20 protein-coding genes are annotated in these 18,734 nt (G+C 71.4%); 10 read left to right on the plus strand and 10 right to left on the minus strand.

What is annotated here, in order from left to right; genetic code table 11:
- Nucleotides 1–148 precede the first annotated feature (148 nt).
- Together ACIO3R_RS18125 and ACIO3R_RS18130 are read left to right on the plus strand one after the other, a co-directional pair.
- Nucleotides 149–1,381, plus strand: coding sequence for an SAV2148 family HEPN domain-containing protein (locus ACIO3R_RS18125; protein ID WP_385026220.1), 1,233 nt, complete (start codon nt 149–151; stop codon nt 1,379–1,381).
- Nucleotides 1,382–1,464: 83 nt separating this feature from the next.
- Nucleotides 1,465–2,193, plus strand: coding sequence for a 3'-5' exonuclease (locus tag ACIO3R_RS18130; protein WP_385026223.1), 729 nt, complete (start codon nt 1,465–1,467; stop codon nt 2,191–2,193).
- A 43-nt stretch (nt 2,194–2,236) separates the two neighbouring features.
- On the opposite strand, the gene ACIO3R_RS18135 is transcribed toward ACIO3R_RS18130, so the two are convergent.
- Entirely contained in the window at nt 2,237–3,103 is an 867-nt protein-coding gene (locus tag ACIO3R_RS18135; protein WP_402106678.1) for a phosphotransferase enzyme family protein, read from the minus strand.
- 132 nt (nt 3,104–3,235) lie between these two features.
- Between ACIO3R_RS18135 and ACIO3R_RS18140 the strand changes: the two genes are divergently transcribed.
- The 6 genes from ACIO3R_RS18140 (at nt 3,236) to ACIO3R_RS18165 (ending at nt 8,787) form a co-directional block, all read left to right on the plus strand.
- The gene (locus ACIO3R_RS18140; RefSeq protein WP_385026343.1) at nt 3,236–4,180 is read left to right on the plus strand and encodes a carbohydrate ABC transporter permease; all 945 of its coding nucleotides are present in this window, start codon (nt 3,236–3,238) and stop codon (nt 4,178–4,180) included.
- Nucleotides 4,177–5,016: a carbohydrate ABC transporter permease gene (locus tag ACIO3R_RS18145; RefSeq protein ID WP_385026229.1), complete on the plus strand. Its 840-nt coding sequence runs from the start codon at nt 4,177–4,179 to the stop codon at nt 5,014–5,016. The genes ACIO3R_RS18140 and ACIO3R_RS18145 overlap by 4 nt, the downstream gene beginning before the upstream one ends.
- Nucleotides 5,016–6,308, plus strand: coding sequence for an ABC transporter substrate-binding protein (locus ACIO3R_RS18150; RefSeq protein ID WP_402106681.1), 1,293 nt, complete (start codon nt 5,016–5,018; stop codon nt 6,306–6,308). The genes ACIO3R_RS18145 and ACIO3R_RS18150 overlap by 1 nt, the downstream gene beginning before the upstream one ends.
- Before the next feature lie 252 nt (nt 6,309–6,560).
- On the plus strand, nt 6,561–7,763 hold the full coding sequence (locus ACIO3R_RS18155) for a S8 family serine peptidase (protein ID WP_385026235.1): 1,203 nt from the start codon (nt 6,561–6,563) through the stop codon (nt 7,761–7,763).
- Between the two features lie 92 nt (nt 7,764–7,855).
- A complete protein-coding gene (locus tag ACIO3R_RS18160; RefSeq protein WP_385026238.1) occupies nt 7,856–8,407 on the plus strand; it encodes a DUF1697 domain-containing protein in 552 nt (183 codons plus the stop codon).
- Nucleotides 8,404–8,787: a DUF4440 domain-containing protein gene (locus ACIO3R_RS18165; protein ID WP_385026241.1), complete on the plus strand. Its 384-nt coding sequence runs from the start codon at nt 8,404–8,406 to the stop codon at nt 8,785–8,787. The genes ACIO3R_RS18160 and ACIO3R_RS18165 overlap by 4 nt, the downstream gene beginning before the upstream one ends.
- 41 nt (nt 8,788–8,828) lie before the next feature.
- Here ACIO3R_RS18165 and ACIO3R_RS18170 read toward each other — a convergent pair whose 3' ends face one another.
- Nucleotides 8,829–9,665 carry an ABC transporter ATP-binding protein gene (locus ACIO3R_RS18170; protein WP_385026244.1) on the minus strand — a complete coding sequence of 279 codons (837 nt, stop codon included), beginning with the start codon at nt 9,663–9,665 and terminating at the stop codon, nt 8,829–8,831.
- Between the two features lie 13 nt (nt 9,666–9,678).
- Nucleotides 9,679–10,548, minus strand: a complete 870-nt coding sequence (locus tag ACIO3R_RS18175) for an aldo/keto reductase (protein WP_402106685.1) — start codon at nt 10,546–10,548, stop codon at nt 9,679–9,681.
- 192 nt (nt 10,549–10,740) lie between these two features.
- On the opposite strand from ACIO3R_RS18175, the gene ACIO3R_RS18180 reads away from it, so the two are divergent.
- Together ACIO3R_RS18180 and ACIO3R_RS18185 are read left to right on the plus strand one after the other, a co-directional pair.
- Nucleotides 10,741–11,325, plus strand: a complete 585-nt coding sequence (locus tag ACIO3R_RS18180; RefSeq protein ID WP_402106687.1) for a TIGR03086 family metal-binding protein — start codon at nt 10,741–10,743, stop codon at nt 11,323–11,325.
- Between the two features lie 68 nt (nt 11,326–11,393).
- Entirely contained in the window at nt 11,394–12,026 is a 633-nt protein-coding gene (locus tag ACIO3R_RS18185; RefSeq protein WP_402106690.1) for a DsbA family protein, read from the plus strand.
- Nucleotides 12,027–12,033: 7 nt separating this feature from the next.
- On the opposite strand, the gene ACIO3R_RS18190 is transcribed toward ACIO3R_RS18185, so the two are convergent.
- From ACIO3R_RS18190 to cysC, 7 genes are all read right to left on the minus strand, one after another.
- Complete coding sequence (locus tag ACIO3R_RS18190; RefSeq protein WP_402106693.1) at nt 12,034–12,792, minus strand: sirohydrochlorin chelatase; 759 nt, start codon at nt 12,790–12,792, stop codon at nt 12,034–12,036.
- Between the two features lie 11 nt (nt 12,793–12,803).
- Nucleotides 12,804–13,724: an ABC transporter permease gene (locus ACIO3R_RS18195; protein ID WP_402106695.1), complete on the minus strand. Its 921-nt coding sequence runs from the start codon at nt 13,722–13,724 to the stop codon at nt 12,804–12,806.
- On the minus strand, nt 13,711–14,502 hold the full coding sequence (locus tag ACIO3R_RS18200; RefSeq protein ID WP_402106697.1) for an ABC transporter ATP-binding protein: 792 nt from the start codon (nt 14,500–14,502) through the stop codon (nt 13,711–13,713). The genes ACIO3R_RS18195 and ACIO3R_RS18200 overlap by 14 nt, the downstream gene beginning before the upstream one ends.
- A gap of 41 nt (nt 14,503–14,543) precedes the next feature.
- Nucleotides 14,544–15,659, minus strand: coding sequence for an aliphatic sulfonate ABC transporter substrate-binding protein (locus ACIO3R_RS18205; RefSeq protein WP_402106698.1), 1,116 nt, complete (start codon nt 15,657–15,659; stop codon nt 14,544–14,546).
- A 242-nt stretch (nt 15,660–15,901) separates the two neighbouring features.
- Nucleotides 15,902–17,245 carry a sulfate adenylyltransferase subunit 1 gene (locus ACIO3R_RS18210; RefSeq protein WP_402106700.1) on the minus strand — a complete coding sequence of 448 codons (1,344 nt, stop codon included), beginning with the start codon at nt 17,243–17,245 and terminating at the stop codon, nt 15,902–15,904.
- A gap of 1 nt (nt 17,246) precedes the next feature.
- Entirely contained in the window at nt 17,247–18,182 is a 936-nt protein-coding gene (cysD, locus tag ACIO3R_RS18215) for a sulfate adenylyltransferase subunit CysD (RefSeq protein WP_402106703.1), read from the minus strand.
- The gene (gene cysC / locus ACIO3R_RS18220; protein ID WP_385026274.1) at nt 18,179–18,724 is read right to left on the minus strand and encodes an adenylyl-sulfate kinase; all 546 of its coding nucleotides are present in this window, start codon (nt 18,722–18,724) and stop codon (nt 18,179–18,181) included. The genes cysD and cysC overlap by 4 nt, the downstream gene beginning before the upstream one ends.
- Between the last annotated feature and the right edge of the window lie 10 nt (nt 18,725–18,734).

Genomic DNA, 18,734 nt, shown 5'->3' on the forward strand with positions numbered 1-18,734 from the left:
TCCGCTCACTACGGCAGATCTTGTCCCAGGGAACAAGCTTGACCCGCTGGGGAGTTGAGAAAGGAGCCTGCGCATCCGGCTGCACCGGCTCCCGCTCCCGGAGTACCCTTCCTTGATCGTTGGTGGGGGAGTGGAAGGCGGTGTGCGGGTGAGCTCGGGAGGTTTCGAGCTGCCCCCAGGTGACGCTGGTCACGAGGGGGACGCCACCGTTGTGCCGCCCGGGGCGGTCTCGCTCGCCCGGCCCATGGAGATCGGCGCGGAGCTGGACTGGGGAGCGGACGCGTGGAGCGAGGTGCGCACGCGTGCCCAGCGGGCCGGGCGCGCCTACATCTGGCTGAATCTCGTGGAGCAGCGGCTGCGCGCCGTGGTCGCCGCGGTGCTCCGGCCCATCTACGAACCGGTCCACGGCGAGGACTGGGTGGTGGCCGCGGCGGGTCCCGCCGGGCAGGAGTGGGTGCAGCGCGCCGTCGCCGTGCGCGAGGTCTCCCGGCGCAAGGGATATCTGCTCGACCCGGCCGACGACAACGTCCTGAGCTTCCTCACGCTGCCCCAGCTGCGTGAGCTGATGGTCCAGCACTGGCCCTGTTTCGAGCCCTACTTCGACGACCGCCGCGATGTGGAGCTGGCCCTCGACGAGCTGGAGGTCGCCCGCAACGTGGTCTCCCGCAACCGCGCGCTCAACGAGGCGGTGCTCGCCCAGGCGGAGCGCGCCTCCGCGCGGCTGCTGGAGATCCTTGGCAGCGGCGCCGCGGTCCCGTCCGCCGACCGGCTCCCGGTCGACGCCGTCGAGGAGCTGGTGGGTGACCGGTACGCGGACGTGGTCTCCGTCCACTCCGACCGGGTGCGGCTCCAGCGCCAGCTGCCCGCGGAGGACCTCTTCGGGGGAGCGCGCCGGCTGGACGCGATCGGCATAGGGCTCAATCTGCTGGTGCAGAACTTCTCCGGCCGCCGGCTGATCCGGCTCGCCGAGTCGGGCTGCCGGGTCCGGCTGCTCTTCATCAACCCGGCCAGCAGCGCGGTCAAGCGCCGGGAGCGGGAGCTGGGCCTCAAGAAGGGCGAGCTGAGCCGGACGGTGGAGATGAACATCCTCCACATGCGCCGGGTCCGCTCCAAGCTCCGCGACCCGGGCGCCTTCGAGATCCACGTCTTCGACGAGACCCCGCGCTTCACCGCCTACCTGGTGGACGGCGACGGGTCCGACGCGGTGGGGGTCGTCCAGACCTATCTGCGCCGGGCCCGCGGCATGGAGGCGCCCGTGCTGGTGCTCCGGGGCGGCGGGCGGGCGGTGGTCCGGGCCGGGCAGGACAGCGAGCACGGACTGTTCGAGACGTACCGCGAGGAGTTCGAGTCCGTGTGGACGGACTCCCGTCCGGTCTCCTGAGGGACCGTCCCCCAAAGGGTGCTGTCAGTGGCCCGTGCGAGGGTGGTCGTCACCTGGGGGAAGCACCACGAAGGAGGTACGGGATGAGCTGGCACCGGCATGCGCTGGTCGGCTTCGACCTGGAGACGACGGGTACGGAACCGCTGGAGGCCAGGATCGTGACGGCCGCGGTCGTCGCCGTCGACGGCAGTGAGGGCGAACCGGCGGACCGGCACACCTGGCTGGCCGATCCGGGGATCCGGATCCCCGCACAGGCCTCGGCGATCCACGGCATCAGCAGCGAGCGGGCGGCGGCCGAGGGCCGGCCGGCGCGCGAGGTGGCCGACGAGATCGCCGACACCCTGACGGGCTACTGGCGACAGGGCGTGCCGGTCGTCGCGTACAACGCCGCCTTCGACCTGACGCTGCTGACGGCGGAGTTGCACCGGCACGGACTGCCCTCGCTGAGCGAGCGCCTCGGCGGCGCGGGGATCGGGCCGGTCGTCGACCCGTACACGATCGACCGCGCGGTGGACCGCTACCGCAAGGGCAAGCGCAACCTGGAGGCGGTCTGCGTCGAGTACGGCGTGGTCCACGGCGGCGCGCACGACGCGGCGGCGGACGCGCTGGCCGCGGTGCGGGTGGCGTACGCGATAGCCGCGCGCCACGGCTCGGTGGCCGCGCTGTCGGCGGCGGAGCTCCACGAGCGCCAGATCACCTGGTACGCGGAGTGGGCCGCCGACTTCCAGAAGTTCCTGCGCCGCAAGGGCGAGGCGGACGCGGTCATCGACGGCCGGTGGCCGGTCCGGGAGCCGGTGCCGGTCTCGGGCTGAGGGGGGGTGCTGCCCGGCCTTCGGCCGCGCCGTGTCCCCGGGCTCAGAACGGGTACCAGCGCACCCCGGTGTCGCCGTCGCGCAGCGACGCCACACGCCTGCGGAATTCCGCGAGTGCCTTCGGGTTGGCCGGTGCGTGCTGTGCGACCCACGCGCAGCTCGCGGTCTCCCGCGCGCCGCGCAGCACCGCGCAGCCGTCCCACTCCCGGACGTCCCAGCCGTACGCGGAGGTGAACGCGTCATAGGCGTCGGCCGCCAGCGCGTACCGGTCCCGGGACAGGGCCAGCACCACCAGGTCGTGCTCGCGCAGATCCGTGGAGAAGGTCTCCAGGTCCACCAGGACCGGTCCGTCCGGACCGACATGGACATTGCGGGGGAGCGCGTCGCCGTGGATCGGGCCCGGGGCCAGATGCGGCACCAGCGCGGCGGCGGCCGTCGCGAAGCCGTCGCGGCGCTCGCGCAGATACGCGGCGTCGGCCGGGTCGATCGCGTCGCCCGCCAGGCCCAGCCAGCGTTCGACGCCGCCCAGCAGCTCCCGGCGGGGCAGGACGAGACCTTCCGGGGCCGGCAGCGCGTGCACCGCGGTGAGCAGTGGCGCCAGATCCCGCGGCACGGCGGGCCGCACCGCGTCGGGCAGCCGGTGCCACAGGGCCACCGGGTGGCCCTCGACCAGCCGGGCCGAGGGCTCGGCGGCCCGGACCGCGGGGACACCGGACGCGGCGAGCCACTGTGCGACGGCCACCTCGCGTTCGGCCCGGAGCCGCAGCTCCGGACTCCGTACGGCGTCCCGCCCGATCTTGACCACCAGGTCGCCCACGGCGAACACCGCGTTCTCGCCCAGCGCGAGCAGCTCCGCGTCGCCGGGGTGTCCGGCAGCGGTCAGTACGTCGCGCGCTCGCATCTCGTTCATGGATCCGATTTTCGCATCTGTGCAGGTTGCCTTGACGAACAAGCCTGCCCTCAGCACGATGACGGGGGCCACCTGAGCGGCCAGAACGGTATCAAGCCGGTCGAATGACGCAAGGGGGTCGTATCCGTGACATTGGCGAGTGCAACCGTGCAGTCCGGGCGGCACGGTCCGCCGGGCGGCCCGCCCGGCAAGGGGTCCGCCCGGATCAACCGGAACGCCGGTACCTGGTTCCTGGTGCTGCCGGCCCTCATCCCGATCCTGGTCCTCAGCGTCGGCCCGCTGCTCTACGGCGTCGCGCTGGCCTTCACCGACGCCCAGTCGGGCCGTACCCGGACCACCCAGTGGGTCGGCGCGCTGAACTTCCAGGACCTGTTCCACGACGGACTGTTCTGGGACTCGTTCCGGATCGGCCTGGTGTGGGCGGTCGGCGTCACCGTCCCGCAGTTCGTGCTGGCCCTCGGCCTGGCGCTGCTGCTCAACCAGAACCTGCGGATGCGGTGGCTGGCGCGGGCGCTGGCGATCATCCCGTGGGCGATGCCGGAGGTGGTCGTCGGCATCATGTGGCGGCTCGTCTACAACCCGGACGCCGGGATCCTCAACGAGACCATCCGCGACCTGGGGCTCGGGGACGGCCGGGACTGGCTGACCGGTCTCGCCACCGCGCTGCCGGCGGTGATCGTGGTCGGGGTCTGGGCCGGGATGCCGCAGACCACGGTCGCCCTGCTGGCGGGCCTGCAGAACACCCCGCACGAGCTGCACGAGGCGGCCGCCCTGGACGGTGCGGGCGCCTGGCGCCGCTTCCGTACCGTCACCTGGCCCGCGCTCAGACCCGTCGCCCTCTCCATCACCGCCCTCAACTTCATCTGGAACTTCAACTCCTTCGCCCTGGTCTACGTGCTGACCAACGGGGGTCCGGGCGGCCGGACCCGGCTGCCGATGCTCTTCGCGTACGAAGAGGCCTTCCGGTACGGGCAGTTCGGCTACGCCGCGGCGATGGGCTGTGTGATGGTCGCGGTGATCTCCGTGCTCCTGGCCGTGTACCTCGTGGGACGGCTCGGCGGAGGTGAGGACCGATGAGTTTGCGTACCCGCGGAGCCGCGCGCGCCGGACAGTACGCCGCGCTCCTGTGCTACCTGGTCTTCCTGGCGTTCCCGTTCGTGTGGCTGATCTCCACCGCCTTCAAGCCGGCACCCGAACTGGGATCCCTGCACCCCACCTGGATCCCCGAGCACCCGACGCTCGACAACTTCCGGGCCGCCTTCGACGAACAGCCGCTGCTCCGGGCCGCCGCCAACTCGCTGATCGCCGCGCTCTCCGCCGGGGCCATCGCCGTCGTCATCGCCACCCCGATGGCGTACGTGATGGCCCGCCACCGTTCGCGGCTCTCCGCCGCGGCCACCGGCTGGGTCGTGGTCAGCCAGGCGTTCCCGTTCGTCCTGCTGATCATTCCGCTCTTCCTGGTCCTCAAGTATCTGCATCTGATCAACACGCTGTGGGGGCTGATCATGGTGTACGTCGTCTGGTCGCTGCCGTTCGCGCTGTGGATGCTGGTCGGGTACGTACGGGCGGTCCCGCCCGAGCTGGAGGAGGCGGCGGCGGTCGACGGCGCGAGCCGGCTGCGGACGCTCGTCTCGGTCACCGCGCCGCTGCTGGCCCCCGGGATCGTCGCGACCGCACTCTTCGCCTTCATCACCGCGTGGAACGAGTTCTTCTTCGCGCTCGTCCTGCTCAAGACACCGGAGAAGCAGACCTTGCCGGTCGTGCTGACCCACTTCCTCGGCGCGGAGGGTGCGAGCGACCTGGGGCCGCTCGCCGCCGCCGCGTTCCTCGCCACCCTTCCCTCGCTCGTCCTCTTCGCGGTCATCCAGCGGCGGATCACCGGCGGCATGCTGGCCGGGGCGGTGAAGAGCTGATGCGCGCACTCGTACGGACCGCAGCCGCGGCGGCCACCGCACTGGCCCTGCTCCTGACCGGGTGCGGCGGGGGCGGCGACGGCCGGGCGGACGGGCGGATCACGATCCGCTTCCAGTCGCTGGCCTGGCAGAAGGAGTCCGTAGACGCCAACAAGCGGCTGGTGAAGGAGTGGAACGCGAGCCATCCCGACGTCCGGGTCCAGTACGTCCAGGGCAGCTGGGACAGCGTCCACGACCAGCTCCTCACCTCGTTCGAGGGGGACGAGGCTCCCGACGTCATCCATGACGCGTCCGACGACCTCGCGGACTTCGCCTACGGCGGCTACCTCGCCGATCTGCGCACCCTGCTGCCGGACCGGCTCACCGCCGACATCCCGCAGCGGAGCTGGCGGACCAGCACCTTCGACGGCGGCGTCTACGGGGTGCCCTTCCTCCAGGAGCCGCGCGTCCTGATCGCCAACACCAGGCTCCTCAAGGCCTCGGGCGTCCGCATCCCCACCCCGGCGCACCCCTGGAGCTGGACGGAGTTCCGCCGGGTCGCCAAGAAGCTGACGGGCAAGGGCCGTTACGGGGTGGCCTGGCCGCTCAAGGAACCGGTCTCCCTCACCCTCAACCTCGGCCTCTCGGCCGGCGGCGAGCTGTTCCACCGCGGTGCCGACGGAAAGGTCACGCTCGCCATGGACGCGGGTGATCTCGTCGTCCCCGGGACCATCCACGACCAGGTCAACACCGACCACAGCGCCGCCCGCACGGCGCTCGGCATGGGGGGCGGCGACGCCCTCCCCGGTCTCTTCGGCGGCAAGTACGCCATGGTGCCGCTCGGGTTCTCCTACCGCCAGCAGGTGGTCGAGCAGGCCCCGAAGGGCTTCGAGTGGACGGTGCTGCCCGCCCCGGCCGGCCGTGCGGGACTGGCCCAGGGGGTGAGCCCGCAGACCCTGTCCGTCGCCGAGGACAGCCCGCACAAGAAGGAGGCCGCGGCGTTCATCGGCTTCCTGCTGCGGCCGGCGAACATGGTGCGGCTCGCCAAGGGGGACTGGATGCTGCCGACCGGCAGGGCGGCCCTGGCGGACCCCTCGCTGCACACCGCGGACCGGGGCTGGGCGACCGGCGCCGCCCTCGCGGGCGCGCTGCGCTCTGCGCCCGCCCAGTCCGTGCGCGGCTATCCCGAGTGGAAGGACAAGGTCGCCACCCCCGCGTTCCAGGAGTACTACAGCGGTGCGATCGACGCGGCCGAGCTGAGGAAGCGTCTGGTCGAGGACGGGAACCGGGTGCTGGCCCGCTACCAGCGCTGAACCCGCGCGCAGCCGGTCGTTCCCCCGGGACGGAGGGTGTACGCCCCTCACATGTAAAGGGTATTGGGGGGTCGTGCACCCGACTTGCGACGGCCGGCCGGTTCCTTGTTACGAAACCTTGTTGAGTAAGCCATAGGCCTATGTAGGTCTTGATCTGAGCGCGTCAATGGGTGAGGGTTTCGAGGCAGCCCCCGGAGATTTTCCGGCCGAGGGCCAATCCCCCCACAAAGAATGACGAGGAGACCCCTCTTCATGGCGATTCACAAGCGCACTCACCGGATCAAGCTCACCGCAGCGATCACCGCGGTCGCCGCCGCAGCCGGAATCACCCTGCTGGGCAGCCCCATGGCCGGAGCGGCACCCGCCCCCGCGATGGGCAAGATCTACGGTGCCGACGCGGCAACCGCCGTGTCCGGCAGCTACATAGTGATGCTCGACCACAAGGCGGACAAGGCGAAGCTCGCCAAGGAGTACGGCGGCAAGCTCAAGCGCAACTACAGTTCCGCCATCAACGGCTTCTCCGCCAGCGGCCTTTCGCGGACCGAGGCCAAGCGGCTCGCCGCCGACCCGGCCGTCTCCAAGGTCGTCCAGAACAAGAAGTTCCACGTCGACGCCACCCAGAACAACCCGCCGTCCTGGGGCCTGGACCGCATCGACCAGACCGAGACCGCCGGCGACAACGCGTACACCTACCCGGACAGCGCGGGTGAGGGCGTGACCGCGTACGTCATCGACACCGGTGTCCGCATCACCCACGAGGAGTTCGAGGGCCGGGCCAGCTACGGCTACGACGCTGTGGACGACGACAACGACGCCGCCGACGGCTACGGCCACGGAACCCACGTGGCCGGCACCATCGCCGGTGCGACGTACGGCGTCGCCAAGAAGGCCAAGATCGTGGCCGTCCGGGTCCTCGATGACTCCGGCTCGGGCACCACCGAGCAGGTCGTCGCCGGCATCGACTGGGTCACCGCGAACCACACGGGCCCCTCCGTCGCCAACATGAGCCTCGGCGGCGGCGCGGACGAGGCACTCGACGCGGCGGTCCAGAAGTCCATCGCCTCCGGAGTCACCTACGCGGTGGCCGCCGGCAACGAGTCGGGCGACGCGAGCGAGAGCTCCCCGGCGCGCGTCCCGGAGGCCATCACGGTCGCCTCGTCCACGGTGGACGACGAGCAGTCGTATTTCTCCAACTACGGCTCACTCGTGGACATCTACGCCCCGGGCTCGGACATCACCTCGGCGTGGAACGACAGCGACACCGGCTCCGACACCATCTCCGGTACGTCCATGGCGACCCCGCACGTCGTCGGTGCCGCCGCCGTCTACCTGGCGGGACACCCGGACGCCACCCCGGCGGAGGTCTCCACGGCGCTGACCGACGGAGCCACCCCGGACGCCATCAGCAACGCCACCGCAGGCACGGCGAACAAGCTGCTGAAGGTCGTTGAGTAACAGCGCCACCCCCCCCGACCGGTGGCCGCCGCGCTCTCCCCCACGGGGCGCGGCGGCCGCACGGCTCGGGCTGATCGTCCTATGGTGTGCCCATGACGATGTATGCGGCGCTGCTGCGCGGGATCAACGTCGGCGGCCACCGCAAGGTCCCGATGGCCGAACTCCGCACCCTGCTCACCGGGCTGGGCCACGGCGACGTCCGTACCTATCTGCAGAGCGGCAACGCGGTCTTCAGCAGCGACTCGGGCGACGAGAACACGCTCGCGGCGGAGCTGGAGCAGGCCATCGAGGAGCAGTTCGGCTTCGGGGTGGAGTGCCTGGTCAGGGACGCGGCCTATCTCGCCGCAGTGGCCGGTGCCTGCCCGTTCCCGGCCGCCGAGCTCCTGCCCAAGGAGCTCCACATCACCTTCTTCGACCAGCCGGTCGACGCGGCCCGGTTCGCCCCGCTGGACGCCGAGGCCTTCCGCCCAGAGGAGTTCCGGCTCGGCGAGCGCGCCCTCTACCTCCACGCCCCCGGCGGGCTGGGCGGCTCCAAGCTCGCCGCCGCGCTCTCCCGCCCCTCCCTCAACAAGGGCCTCGTCGCCACCTCACGCAACTGGAACACCGTCATCAAACTGGTGGAGATGACCGGAGGCGACGCGTGAGCGAGCCGTCCCCCGGTGTGGCCGCGGCGGTCGAGGGCGAACTCCGCCTCCTCGACCCGCTGGTCCGGGCCTCCACCGCACTCCTCGTCCAGGTCCTGCACCCCGACTTCCACGAGGTCGACACCACCGGCCGCCACTGGGACCGCGACATGGTCATCGCCTCGCTGATCACGGGCACCGCCGCGGGCCCAGGACAGCTCACCGCCTCACGGATGCGCGGGATCCAGCTCGCCGACGAGCTCGTCCACGTCACCTTCGACACCGAGGCCAAGGGCAAGCGCGCCCACCGCAGTTCACTGTGGCGGCTCACCGCGACGGGGTGGCTGCTCTACTACCACCAGGCCACCCCCTTCGTCACCGGACCGACGACCGAGGACTGAGCGGCCCGGATCAACGGCGGCCCGGATCAGCATCCGCCGGATCAGCGGCGGGCGGCCCGCTGGGCCCGCGCCGTCCACCTGCCGTCGGTGCGGGAGATCCGTACGGGATGGCCGAAGCAGTCGCTGACCTGATCCGTGGTCAGCACCTCGTCCGCCGGCCCCGAGGCCACACACCGTCCGCCGCGCAGCAGCATCGCATGGGTGGTGGAGGCGGGCAGCTCCTCAAGATGGTGGGTGACCAGCACCGTCGCCAGCTCCGGGTGCTCCTCGCGCAGCGCGTCCAGGCTGTCGAGCAACTGCTCCCGGGCGGCCAGGTCAAGACCGGTGGCCGGCTCGTCCAGCAGCAGCAGCCGGGGCTGCGGCATCAGCGCGCGGGCGATGAGCGTACGGCCCCGCTCGCCCTGCGACAGCGCGGGCCAGCGCGCCCCCTCCTTGCCGCCCATGCCCAGCATGTTCAGCAGCCGCGCCGCCCGCTCCCGCTGCTCCGGGCTCGCCGACCAGCGCGGCACCGGCTCGACCGAGTTCGTCAGTCCCGTCAGCACCACCTCGTTCACCGACAGCGGCGAACGCAGCGGATGGCGCGGATCGACATGCCCCAGCAGCGTCCGCAGCTCCCGCAGATCGACCCGTCCGATGGTGCGGCCCAGCACCTCCACCGCGCCCCGGGTGGGATGCCTGATCGCGCCGAGCAGCCCCAGCAGGGTGCTCTTGCCCGCACCGTTCGCGCCGAGCAGCGCCCAGTGCTCCCCGCCCCGCACGGTCAGTGACACCGAGTCGAGCAGGACCTTGCCGTCCCGGACGAGCGTGACGCCGTCGGCCCTGATCACCGGAACCGGGACGGTGGGAGAGGACGGGGCGACCGTGGCGGTGGTGGTCACGTGCAGTACTCCTTCATACGGATGCGAGCGCCTCCAGGAGGCTCATGTCGTCGGCCGACAGCCGGATGTCCCGGGCCGCGAGGTTCTCCGCGAGATGGACGGACGAACCGGTGCCCGGAGTCGGGCAGAGCACGGGGGAGTGGTGCAGCAGCCAGGCGAGGGCGATCTGCCCGCGGGTGGCACCGTGGCGTTCCGCGACTCCGGTGAGTGCCGCTGCGCCCGCGCCGGTCAGTGCGCCGTTCGCCAGCGGGAACCAGGGCAGGAAGGCCAGGCCGTGGGCCTCGCACACCTTCAGCACCGCGTCCGACGAACGGTCGAGGAGATTGAACCGGTTCTGCACCGAGACGATCCCGGTCAGGGAGAGCGCCTGCTCCAGCTGGTCGGCGGTAAGGCTGTCCAGACCGATGTACCGGATCTTACCCTCCTGCCGCAGTGCGTCCAGAGCGCCCAGCTGCTCGGCCATCGGCACCTGCGGATCCAGCCGGTGCAGCTGGTAGAGGTCGATCCGGTCGGTCCGCAGCCGGCGCAGGCTGGCCTCGCAGCTCGTCCGCAGCTCCTGCGGCCGCCCCGCGATGTGCCAGGTGCTGTCGCTGGTGCGCACGACACCGCCCTTGGTCGCGATCACCAGATCGTCGCGGTACGGGTGCAGCGCCTCCGCGACCAGTTCCTCGGCCACCCCGGGGCCGTAGTTCTCGGCGGTGTCGATCAGGGTCACGCCCCGGTCGACGGCTGCCCTGAGCACGGCCAGTGACTTCTGCCGGTCGCCGGGAGGACCCCAGTACCCGGGGCCGGTCAGCTGGGCGGTGCCGTAGCCGAGACGGCGCACGGGCAGCTCGCCGCCGAGGAGGAAGGAGTCGTCGGGGGATCGCAGCACGGAGGACATGGGGGAAACAGTAGTCCGGATGGCGGATACAACTTCTGGCCCGGGGTGTGACCTCGCGGTGGCCGCGAGCGCCGGGAGCCCGGCCCGATGTCCGTCGCCGAGCCGACCGCACTGGTCGCGACGCGGCCGTCTGACCGCCGCTGTCGCCTTTCTTCAATACCCGGGGCGGGCGCCGGTCCTAGCCTGTTCCGTATGAAGACCGAGCACGCACATATGACCGAATGCGCCGCAGAGGCAGCCCGAGTGGCCCGCGGCGTCCGCGCCGCGCGACTCGACGACTCCGCCACTCCCTGCGAAGGCTGGGACGTCCGCGGGCTCGTCAACCACTGGGTGCTCTACACCTCGCACGGCATGGAGCACCGCGCCCTGCGCACGGAGATCCCCGAGGAGCTCACCGCCCGCGACTTCACGGCGGACGCCGACTGGGCCGCGCGGTACGCGGCGCAACTGGACCGTGCCGTCGCCGCCTGGTCGGACCCTGCCGTCTGGGAGGGCACCATCGGCCAGGGCGACGCGGCCTCACCGGCCGCCGACACCGCCGAGATGCTCGTCATGGAGACGGCGCTGCACGGCTGGGACGTGGCACGGGCCACCGGCCAGGAGTTCCGGCTCTCCGACGGGGCGGCCGGCTACGTCCTGGAGGTCGTGGAGAAGACCGCCGCGCTCTACCGGCAGTACGAAGGCTTCGCCGCCGAGATCACCGTCGGGAACCGGGCCTCCGGATTCGAGCGGGCCCTCGCCCTGAGCGGGCGCGATCCGCGGTGGGGCGCCGCCTGAAAGTGGCCCAGCCGAACGGCCGCTGAATGGCCCGCGGGGGTGTGCCACCGGCTGGCTACGCTCATGTCATGACCACTCACCGCAGCCCGGACCCGGGCAGGCCCGCCGTCGACTTCTGGTTCGACCCCGCCTGCCCGTTCGCCTGGATCACCTCGCGCTGGATGCTGGAGGTGGAGCAGCAGCGCGACATCGAGCTCCGCTTCCACGTGATGAGCCTGTATCTGCACAACACCGGCAACGAACTCCCCGACTGGTACCGCACCCTGGTCGACAAGTCGATCGGTCCGGTGCGCGTCGCCGCGGCGGCGGCCGAGCAGCACGGCGAGGGCGTCCTGCGCGACCTGTACACGGCGTTCGGCACCCGGATACACCAGCGGAAGAACGAGGACTTCGACGAGGTGGTCGCCCAGTCCCTCGACGAGCTGGGGCTGCCCGCCGGGCTGGCGGCCGCCGCGCACACGGACACGTACGACGCGGCACTGCGGCGCAGCCATGACGCGGGCAAGGACCCGGAGGCGGACGGATACGTGGGTACGCCCACCATTCATGTCGACGGGAGCGTCTGGTTCGGCCCGGTGCTGCGGGCGGTGCCGCGCGGCGAGAAGGCGGCGCTGCTGTTCGACAGCTTCCGGGTGCTCGCCGGCCACGAGGACTTCTTCGAGCTCAAGCGCACCCGCACGGGCGGCCTCGACGTCGGCTGAGCGGGGGCTACGCGCCGATCGACGCCGGCCGGGCGGCGGGCACCAGGGACTCGTCGTACCGGTCCAGCAGCAGCCGCGCCAGCTCCGGCGACGGGCCCAGCACCCCGGCCAGCACTTCGGCGCCGGCCTCGGCCGCCCCCGCCGCGATACGGTCCGGGAGGCGGCCGGGCGCGATCACGTACGGGGCGACCGCCACCCGGCGTACCCCCTCGGCGCGCAGGGCCCGTACCGCGTCACCGGTGCGGGGGAGAGATGCGGAGGCGAACGCAGGCCGCACGGAACACCAACCGGTGTGCCGCAGCTCCCGCGCGATTTCAGCGATCACTGCGATCGCCTCCGGGTCGGTGGAGCCCGCCGAGGCCAGGACGAGCCCGGTCGAGCCTCTGTCGCCGGGGCGGACCCCGGCCTCGTGCAGCCGCCGTTCCAGGGCGGCGTTCAGCAGCGGCGACGGGCCGAGCACCTCGGCCTGCCGCACCCGCAGCCGCGGGAGCCCGGCGCGGGCCTCCCGCAGTACCGCAGGGATGTCGGACTTGGCGTGGAAGGCCCGGGTGAGCAGCAGCGGCAGCGCCACCACCTCGTCCGTTCCCTCCGCGGCCAGCCGCTCCAGGACCCGCGGCACCGACGGCGCGTTGAAGTCCAGGAATCCGGTCTCCACCCGCAGCCCCGGCCGCAGCGCCCGTACCCGCGCGGTGAGCGCGTGCACGGTCGCGGCGTGCCGGGGATCGCGGCTGCCGTGGGCGATGACGAGGAGGACCGGGGACGTCATGCCGGGGCCTCTCAGCTCTTGACCAGGAGACCGCGGCTGCGGAGCACCCACCGCTCCAGCGGACTGAAGATGAGCAGATCGATGGCGATGCCGACGATCAGGATCAGGAAGATGGCGAGGAAGACCATCGACATGCTGCTGGTCTCACGGCCCTGCTCCAGCAACTGTCCCAGCCCCACGCCCAGATCGGGCGAGGAGGCGATGATCTCGGCGGCCATCAGCGAGCGCCAGGAGAACGCCCAGCCCTGCTTCAGCCCCGCGAGATAGCCGGGCAGGGAAGCCGGGAGCACGATGTGCCAGGTACCGCGCAGCCCGGTGGCGCCCAGCGTCTGCCCGGCCCGCAGATGCAGCGGTGGGATCTGGTCGACACCGGCGACGAGCCCGTTGGCGATCGACGGGACGGCGCCCAGCAGGATCACCGCGTACATCATCCTGTCGTCCAGCCCCAGCCAGATGACCGCGGGCGGCACCCACGCCACCGACGGCAGCGACTGGAGACCCGAGAGCACCGGGCCGATCGCCGCGCGCACCACCTTGACCCGCGAGACCAGCAGCCCCAGCGGGGTGCCGATGACGAGCGCGAGGAGGAAGCCGAGCAGACCGCGCGAGACGCTGGTCCAGATGTAGCCGAGCAGGGTGCCCTGGGCCCAGGCGCTGGACACCTCGTCCCAGACGTGGGCCGGCGACGGCAGCTTGTAGTCGTCGGTGACCTTCGCCCAGATCAGGATCTGCCAGATGATCAGCACCAGTGCGACGGCCACCACCGGGGGCAGCACCTTCTGCACCAGCACCTGGCGCACCGGGGTCCGGGTCACCCGCACCGCGTCGAGAGCGTCGAGCCCCGCTTCGAGGCCGGCCATGTCCCGGGCGGCGTCCCCGGGAGCACCGTCCTCGGCGGCGCTGTCCTTGGCGGTGGTCTCAGTGCTGGCCATGTCGGCGGATCTCCCCACGCAGTTGTTCGGTGATCTCGACGGAGAGCTCCGCCACGGCGGTGTCCTCGATGCGGCGCGGCTGCTCGATGTCGACCGTCCACTCCCGGGCGATCCGGCCCGGCCGCGAGGAGAGCAGGACGACCCGCTCGGCGAGCCGGACGGCCTCCCGCACGTTGTGCGTGACGAAGAGGACCGAGACGTTCGTCTCGCGCCAGATCCGGGTCAGCTCGTCGTGCAGCACATCCCGGGTGATGGCGTCGAGCGCGGCGAACGGCTCGTCCATCAGCAGCAGTTGGCTGTCCTGGGCGAGCGCGCGGGCCATCGCCACCCGCTGGCGCATACCGCCCGAGAGCTCGTGCACCCGCTTGCCGTACGCCCCGCCCAGCCGGACGAGTTCGAGCAGCCGCTCCGCCTCTGGGCGGCGCTCGTGCTTCGGTACGCCGCGCAGCCGCAGCGCCAGTTCGATGTTCTTGCCCGCGGTCAGCCACGGGAAGAGCGCGTGCTCCTGGAACATCAGGGCCGGCCGCCCGCCGGGGGTCTCGATGGACCCCGCGGACGGGCGGTCGAGTCCGGCCACCAGATTGAGCAGCGTCGACTTGCCGCACCCGGAGGCTCCCAGGAGGGTGACGAACTCGCCGGGAGCGACATCGAGGGTGATGTCGTCCAGGACGAGCTGCTGTCCCTCCGGACCGCCGAAGGACTTCGAGACGTGGTCGATACGGGCCGCGTGCCCGACCGCCGTACGGTCCTCGGCCTTGGTGAGCGTGGTCGTGGCCATGGTCGTCACCTCCTGGGAGATCCTGGAACGGGGTTGGGTGCTTACTTGACGCCGAGACCGGCGTCGGCGACCTCGGGCTTGCCCGCGGCCTTGAGGATCTTGTTCAGCGGCTTCAGGTCGTAGATGCCCGTCAGATCCGGCTCGTCCAGCAGACCGGCCTTCACCGCGTGCTGGGCCTCCGCGTCGAGCGTGGCGGCCAGCGGGTCGTCGGTGAACTGGATCGACTTCCACGCCGGGTCGATGACGTCCGCCGGCAGTTCCTTGCCGGACAGCGTCTTGAGCGCGGCGTTGGCGGAGGCCTTCGCCTCGTCCGGGTTGGCGTTGATCCACTTGTTCGTGTTGACCGAACCGCGCAGCACCGCCTCGACGACGTCCGGGTGCTGGTCGAGGAACTTCTGCGACACGATGATGTTCGTGATGACGAACTTGTTGTCCGGCCACAGCGTCGACTCGTCCAGGAGCACCTTCGCGCCCTGTGCGACCAGCTTGGAGGCGGTCGGCTCGGGGGCCCAGGCGCCGTCGATGGAGCCGGACTTGTAGGCGTCCGGGGTCACCTTGTTGTCCGTGCGGACCACGGAGACGTCGCCCTTGCCGCTCTGGGCGTCGACCTTCCAGCCCTTCTCGGAGACCCAGTTGAGGAAGGCCACGTCCTGGGTGTTGCCGAGCTGCGGGGTGGCGATCTTCTTGCCCTTGAGGTCGTCCAGGGTCTTGATCTTCTCCGGGTTGACGACCAGCTTCACCCCGCCGGAGGCCGAACCGCCGATGATGCGCAGGCTCTTGCCCTTGGACTTCGTGAAGCCGTTGATGGAGGGCGAGGGGCCGATGAAGCCGATGTCGATCGAACCGGCGTTGAGCGCCTCTATCTCGGACGGCCCCGCGTTGAACGTCGAGGGCTTGACCTCGGTGGCGCCGAGCTCCTTGGCGATGATGCCTTCCTGGATGCCGACCAGGGCGGTGGCGTGCGTGAGGTTCGGGAAGTAACCGATCTTCACGGTGTCCGCGGAGAGCTTCTTGCCGCCCGCGGAGACGTTCGCCTTCTTGGCGTCGTCGTCCTTCGAGTCGGAGCCGTAGCCGCAGGCGGTGAGTGCCACGGCGAGCAGCGGCAGGGCGGCGGCAGCGGCGATGCTGCGGCGCAGCGTGGTACGGGGGGCAGACACGGGAGGATTCCTCTCGGAGGCCCGGTGCTCACGTCCCTCGGAAATCCGGGGAGGCGGCCGGGAGGTCGGCAGGTCTTCGTCTGAACGGGCGTTGCGGGCGGTGCGGTTGGTGCATCCGGGCGCGCAGGCAGTGCGCGTACGTCATCGCGCACATCGCGCAACCCCGCCCTGGCCGCTGCCGAGGGCGCCGCTGCCGACGCGGCCGCCCTCCTTCGCGAAGGTCGAGAAGATGTCGGTGCTCATCAGAAGTCCCATTCGGCGTCGTCGCCCGCCGGGGCCGGTGCCCGGGTCACGGCGGCGAACGAGGCGCCCGCCATGCCGGCCGACAGGGTGGTGCCGTCCGCCGGGTCGATCAGCAGGAAGGAGCCGGTGCGGCGCGAGTCGGCGTAGGCGTCGAGCGCGAGCGGCTCCGCGGTACGCACCACGACCCGGCCGATGTCGTTGGCGACGAGCTGCCCCGGGGCCGGGTGCTGCGAGAGGTCGTCCAGGGTGAGGCGGGACGGGATGTCCTTGACGATCGCCTTGACCGTGCGGGTGGTGTGCTTGATCAGCACCCGCTGGCCCACGGTGAGCGGCTGGTCCGCGACGTGGCAGACGGTCGCCTCGACGTCCTGGGTGACCGCCGGGGCGTCGTCCGACGGTGCGATCAGGTCGCCGCGCGAGACGTCGATGTCGTCGGCGAGCCGTACGGTCACCGACTGCGGGGCCCAGGCGATGTCGACGCTGTCGCCGAGCAGGTCGATCCCGGCGACCGTCGACGTACGGCCGGAGGGCAGTACGGTGACGGGCTCGCCGACCCGGAACACGCCGGCGGCGATCTGGCCCGCGTAGCCCCGGTAGTCGGGGTGCTCGGCGGTCTGCGGCCGGATGACGTACTGGACCGGGAAGCGGGCGTGGCAGGCGGTGAGGTCGTGGCTGACCGGGACCGTCTCCAGGTGCTCCAGGACGGTCGGGCCGCCGTACCAGTCCATGTGGGCGGACGGCTCCACGACGTTGTCGCCGGCCAGGGCGGAGATCGGGATCGCGGTGATCTCCGGGACGCCCAGGGAGGCCGCGTAGGCGGTGAACTCCTCGGCTATGGCGGCGAACACCGGCTCCGCGTAGTCGACCAGGTCCATCTTGTTCACGGCCAGCACCACGTGCGGGACGCGGAGCAGGGCGGCGACGGCGGCGTGCCGGCGGGTCTGCTCGACGACCCCGTTGCGGGCGTCGACCAGGACCACGGCCAGCTCGGCGGTGGAGGCGCCCGTCACCATGTTGCGGGTGTACTGCACATGGCCCGGGGTGTCGGCGAGGATGAACCGGCGCCGGGGGGTGGCGAAGTAGCGGTAGGCGACATCGATGGTGATGCCCTGCTCGCGCTCGGCCCGCAGCCCGTCGGTCAGCAGCGCCAGGTCGGGCGCCTCCTGGCCACGCTTGCGGGACGCGTCCTCGACCGCCTCCAGCTGGTCGGTGAGGACCGACTTGGAGTCGTGCAGCAGCCGTCCCACGAGGGTGGACTTGCCGTCGTCCACGGACCCCGCGGTGGCGAACCGCAGGAGGGTCGTGGTCGACAGCCGCTCGGTCGGCTGGATGGGTGTGGTCATGTTAGAAGTACCCCTCGCGCTTGCGGTCTTCCATCGCGGCCTCTGACACCTTGTCGTCGGCGCGGGTCGCGCCCCGCTCGGTGAGCCGGGAGGCGGCGATCTCGGTGATCACGGCGTCCAGCGTGGTGGCGTCGGAGTCGACGGCGCCGGTGCAGGACATGTCGCCGACCGTGCGGTAGCGGACCTGCCGGGTCTCCGTCCTCTCGTGCTCCTTGGGGCCGCCCCAGGCGCCCGCGGTCAGCCACATCCCGGAGCGGCTGAAGACCTCGCGCTCATGGGCGAAGTAGATCTGCGGGAGCTCGATGCCCTCGCGCTCGATGTACTGCCACACGTCGAGCTCGGTCCAGTTGGAGATCGGGAACACCCGGACGTGCTCACCGGCGGCGTGCCGGCCGTTGTACAGCTGCCACAGCTCGGGGCGCTGGCGGCGCGGGTCCCACTGGGAGAACTCGTCGCGCAGCGAGAAGACCCGCTCCTTGGCGCGCGCCTTCTCCTCGTCGCGGCGGCCGCCGCCGAACACCGCGTCGAAGCGGTGCTGCTGGATCGCCTCGGTCAGCGGCACGGTCTGCAACGGGTTGCGGGTGCCGTCGGGGCGCTCGCGGAGCTTCCCGGCGTCGATGTACTCCTGCACGGACGCCACGTGCAGACGCAGCCCGTGCTCGGCGACCGTGCGGTCCCGGTACTCCAGGACCTCGGGGAAGTTGTGCCCGGTGTCCACGTGCAGCAGCGTGAACGGCACCGGCGCGGGCGCGAACGCCTTGAGCGCCAGGTGCAGCATCAGGATCGAGTCCTTGCCGCCGGAGAACAGGATCACCGGCCGCTCGAACTCCCCCGCCACCTCGCGGAAGATGTGCACCGCCTCGGACTCCAGGGAGTCCAGGTGGCTGAGTGCGTACGGATTGCCGGTGCCTTCCGACACAGTCGCGACGGTCGTCACGCTGCACCCCTCTCGCTCAGCAGCGCGTACAGCTCCGCCGCGGACTCCTGCACGGTCTGCTGGTGCGACTCGATCCGCAGATCCGGCGACTCGGGAGCCTCGTAGGGGTCGTCCACCCCGGTCAGCCCGCTGATCTCGCCCGCCGCCTGCTTGGCGTAAAGCCCCTTCACGTCGCGCACCGAGCACACCTCGACCGGAGTGGCGACATGCACCTCCAGATACGCGGTGCCCTCGGCCTGGTGCCGCTTGCGGACCGCGTCCCGGCTGTCCGCGTACGGCGCGATGACCGGGACCAGGACCTTCACGCCGTTCGCCGCCAGCAGTCCGGCGACGAAGCCGATCCGCTGGACGTTGGTGTGCCGGTCCTCGCGGGAGAAGCCGAGGCCCGCGGAGAGGAACTCCCGGATCTCGTCGCCGTCCAGCACCTCCACCCGGTGGCCCTCGCCGCGCAGCCGCCCGGCGAGTTCGTAGGCGATGGTGGTCTTGCCCGCGCTCGGCAGACCGGTCAGCCAGATGGTGGCTCCCGTCTCCGTCACGCTCATCGAAGTCTCC

It is taken from the genome of Streptomyces sp. NPDC087428 (genome assembly GCF_044744085.1).
Lineage (GTDB): Bacteria > Actinomycetota > Actinomycetes > Streptomycetales > Streptomycetaceae > Streptomyces.

Excerpts from the sequence above, each read along its gene's own strand:
- ACIO3R_RS18130 (WP_385026223.1), top strand. The coding sequence starts at position 1,465 with ATGAGCTGGCACCGGCATGCGCTGGTCGGCTTCGACCTGGAGACGACG.
- ACIO3R_RS18135 (WP_402106678.1), bottom strand. The coding sequence starts at position 3,103 with ATGAACGAGATGCGAGCGCGCGACGTACTGACCGCTGCCGGACACCCC.
- ACIO3R_RS18145 (WP_385026229.1), top strand. The coding sequence starts at position 4,177 with ATGAGTTTGCGTACCCGCGGAGCCGCGCGCGCCGGACAGTACGCCGCG.
- ACIO3R_RS18150 (WP_402106681.1), top strand. The coding sequence starts at position 5,016 with ATGCGCGCACTCGTACGGACCGCAGCCGCGGCGGCCACCGCACTGGCC.
- ACIO3R_RS18155 (WP_385026235.1), top strand. The coding sequence starts at position 6,561 with ATGGCGATTCACAAGCGCACTCACCGGATCAAGCTCACCGCAGCGATC.
- ACIO3R_RS18160 (WP_385026238.1), top strand. The coding sequence starts at position 7,856 with ATGACGATGTATGCGGCGCTGCTGCGCGGGATCAACGTCGGCGGCCAC.
- ACIO3R_RS18175 (WP_402106685.1), bottom strand. The coding sequence starts at position 10,548 with ATGTCCTCCGTGCTGCGATCCCCCGACGACTCCTTCCTCCTCGGCGGC.
- ACIO3R_RS18180 (WP_402106687.1), top strand. The coding sequence starts at position 10,741 with ATGAAGACCGAGCACGCACATATGACCGAATGCGCCGCAGAGGCAGCC.
- ACIO3R_RS18185 (WP_402106690.1), top strand. The coding sequence starts at position 11,394 with ATGACCACTCACCGCAGCCCGGACCCGGGCAGGCCCGCCGTCGACTTC.
- ACIO3R_RS18190 (WP_402106693.1), bottom strand. The coding sequence starts at position 12,792 with ATGACGTCCCCGGTCCTCCTCGTCATCGCCCACGGCAGCCGCGATCCC.
- ACIO3R_RS18195 (WP_402106695.1), bottom strand. The coding sequence starts at position 13,724 with ATGGCCAGCACTGAGACCACCGCCAAGGACAGCGCCGCCGAGGACGGT.
- ACIO3R_RS18200 (WP_402106697.1), bottom strand. The coding sequence starts at position 14,502 with ATGGCCACGACCACGCTCACCAAGGCCGAGGACCGTACGGCGGTCGGG.
- ACIO3R_RS18210 (WP_402106700.1), bottom strand. The coding sequence starts at position 17,245 with ATGACCACACCCATCCAGCCGACCGAGCGGCTGTCGACCACGACCCTC.
- cysC (WP_385026274.1), bottom strand. The coding sequence starts at position 18,724 with ATGAGCGTGACGGAGACGGGAGCCACCATCTGGCTGACCGGTCTGCCG.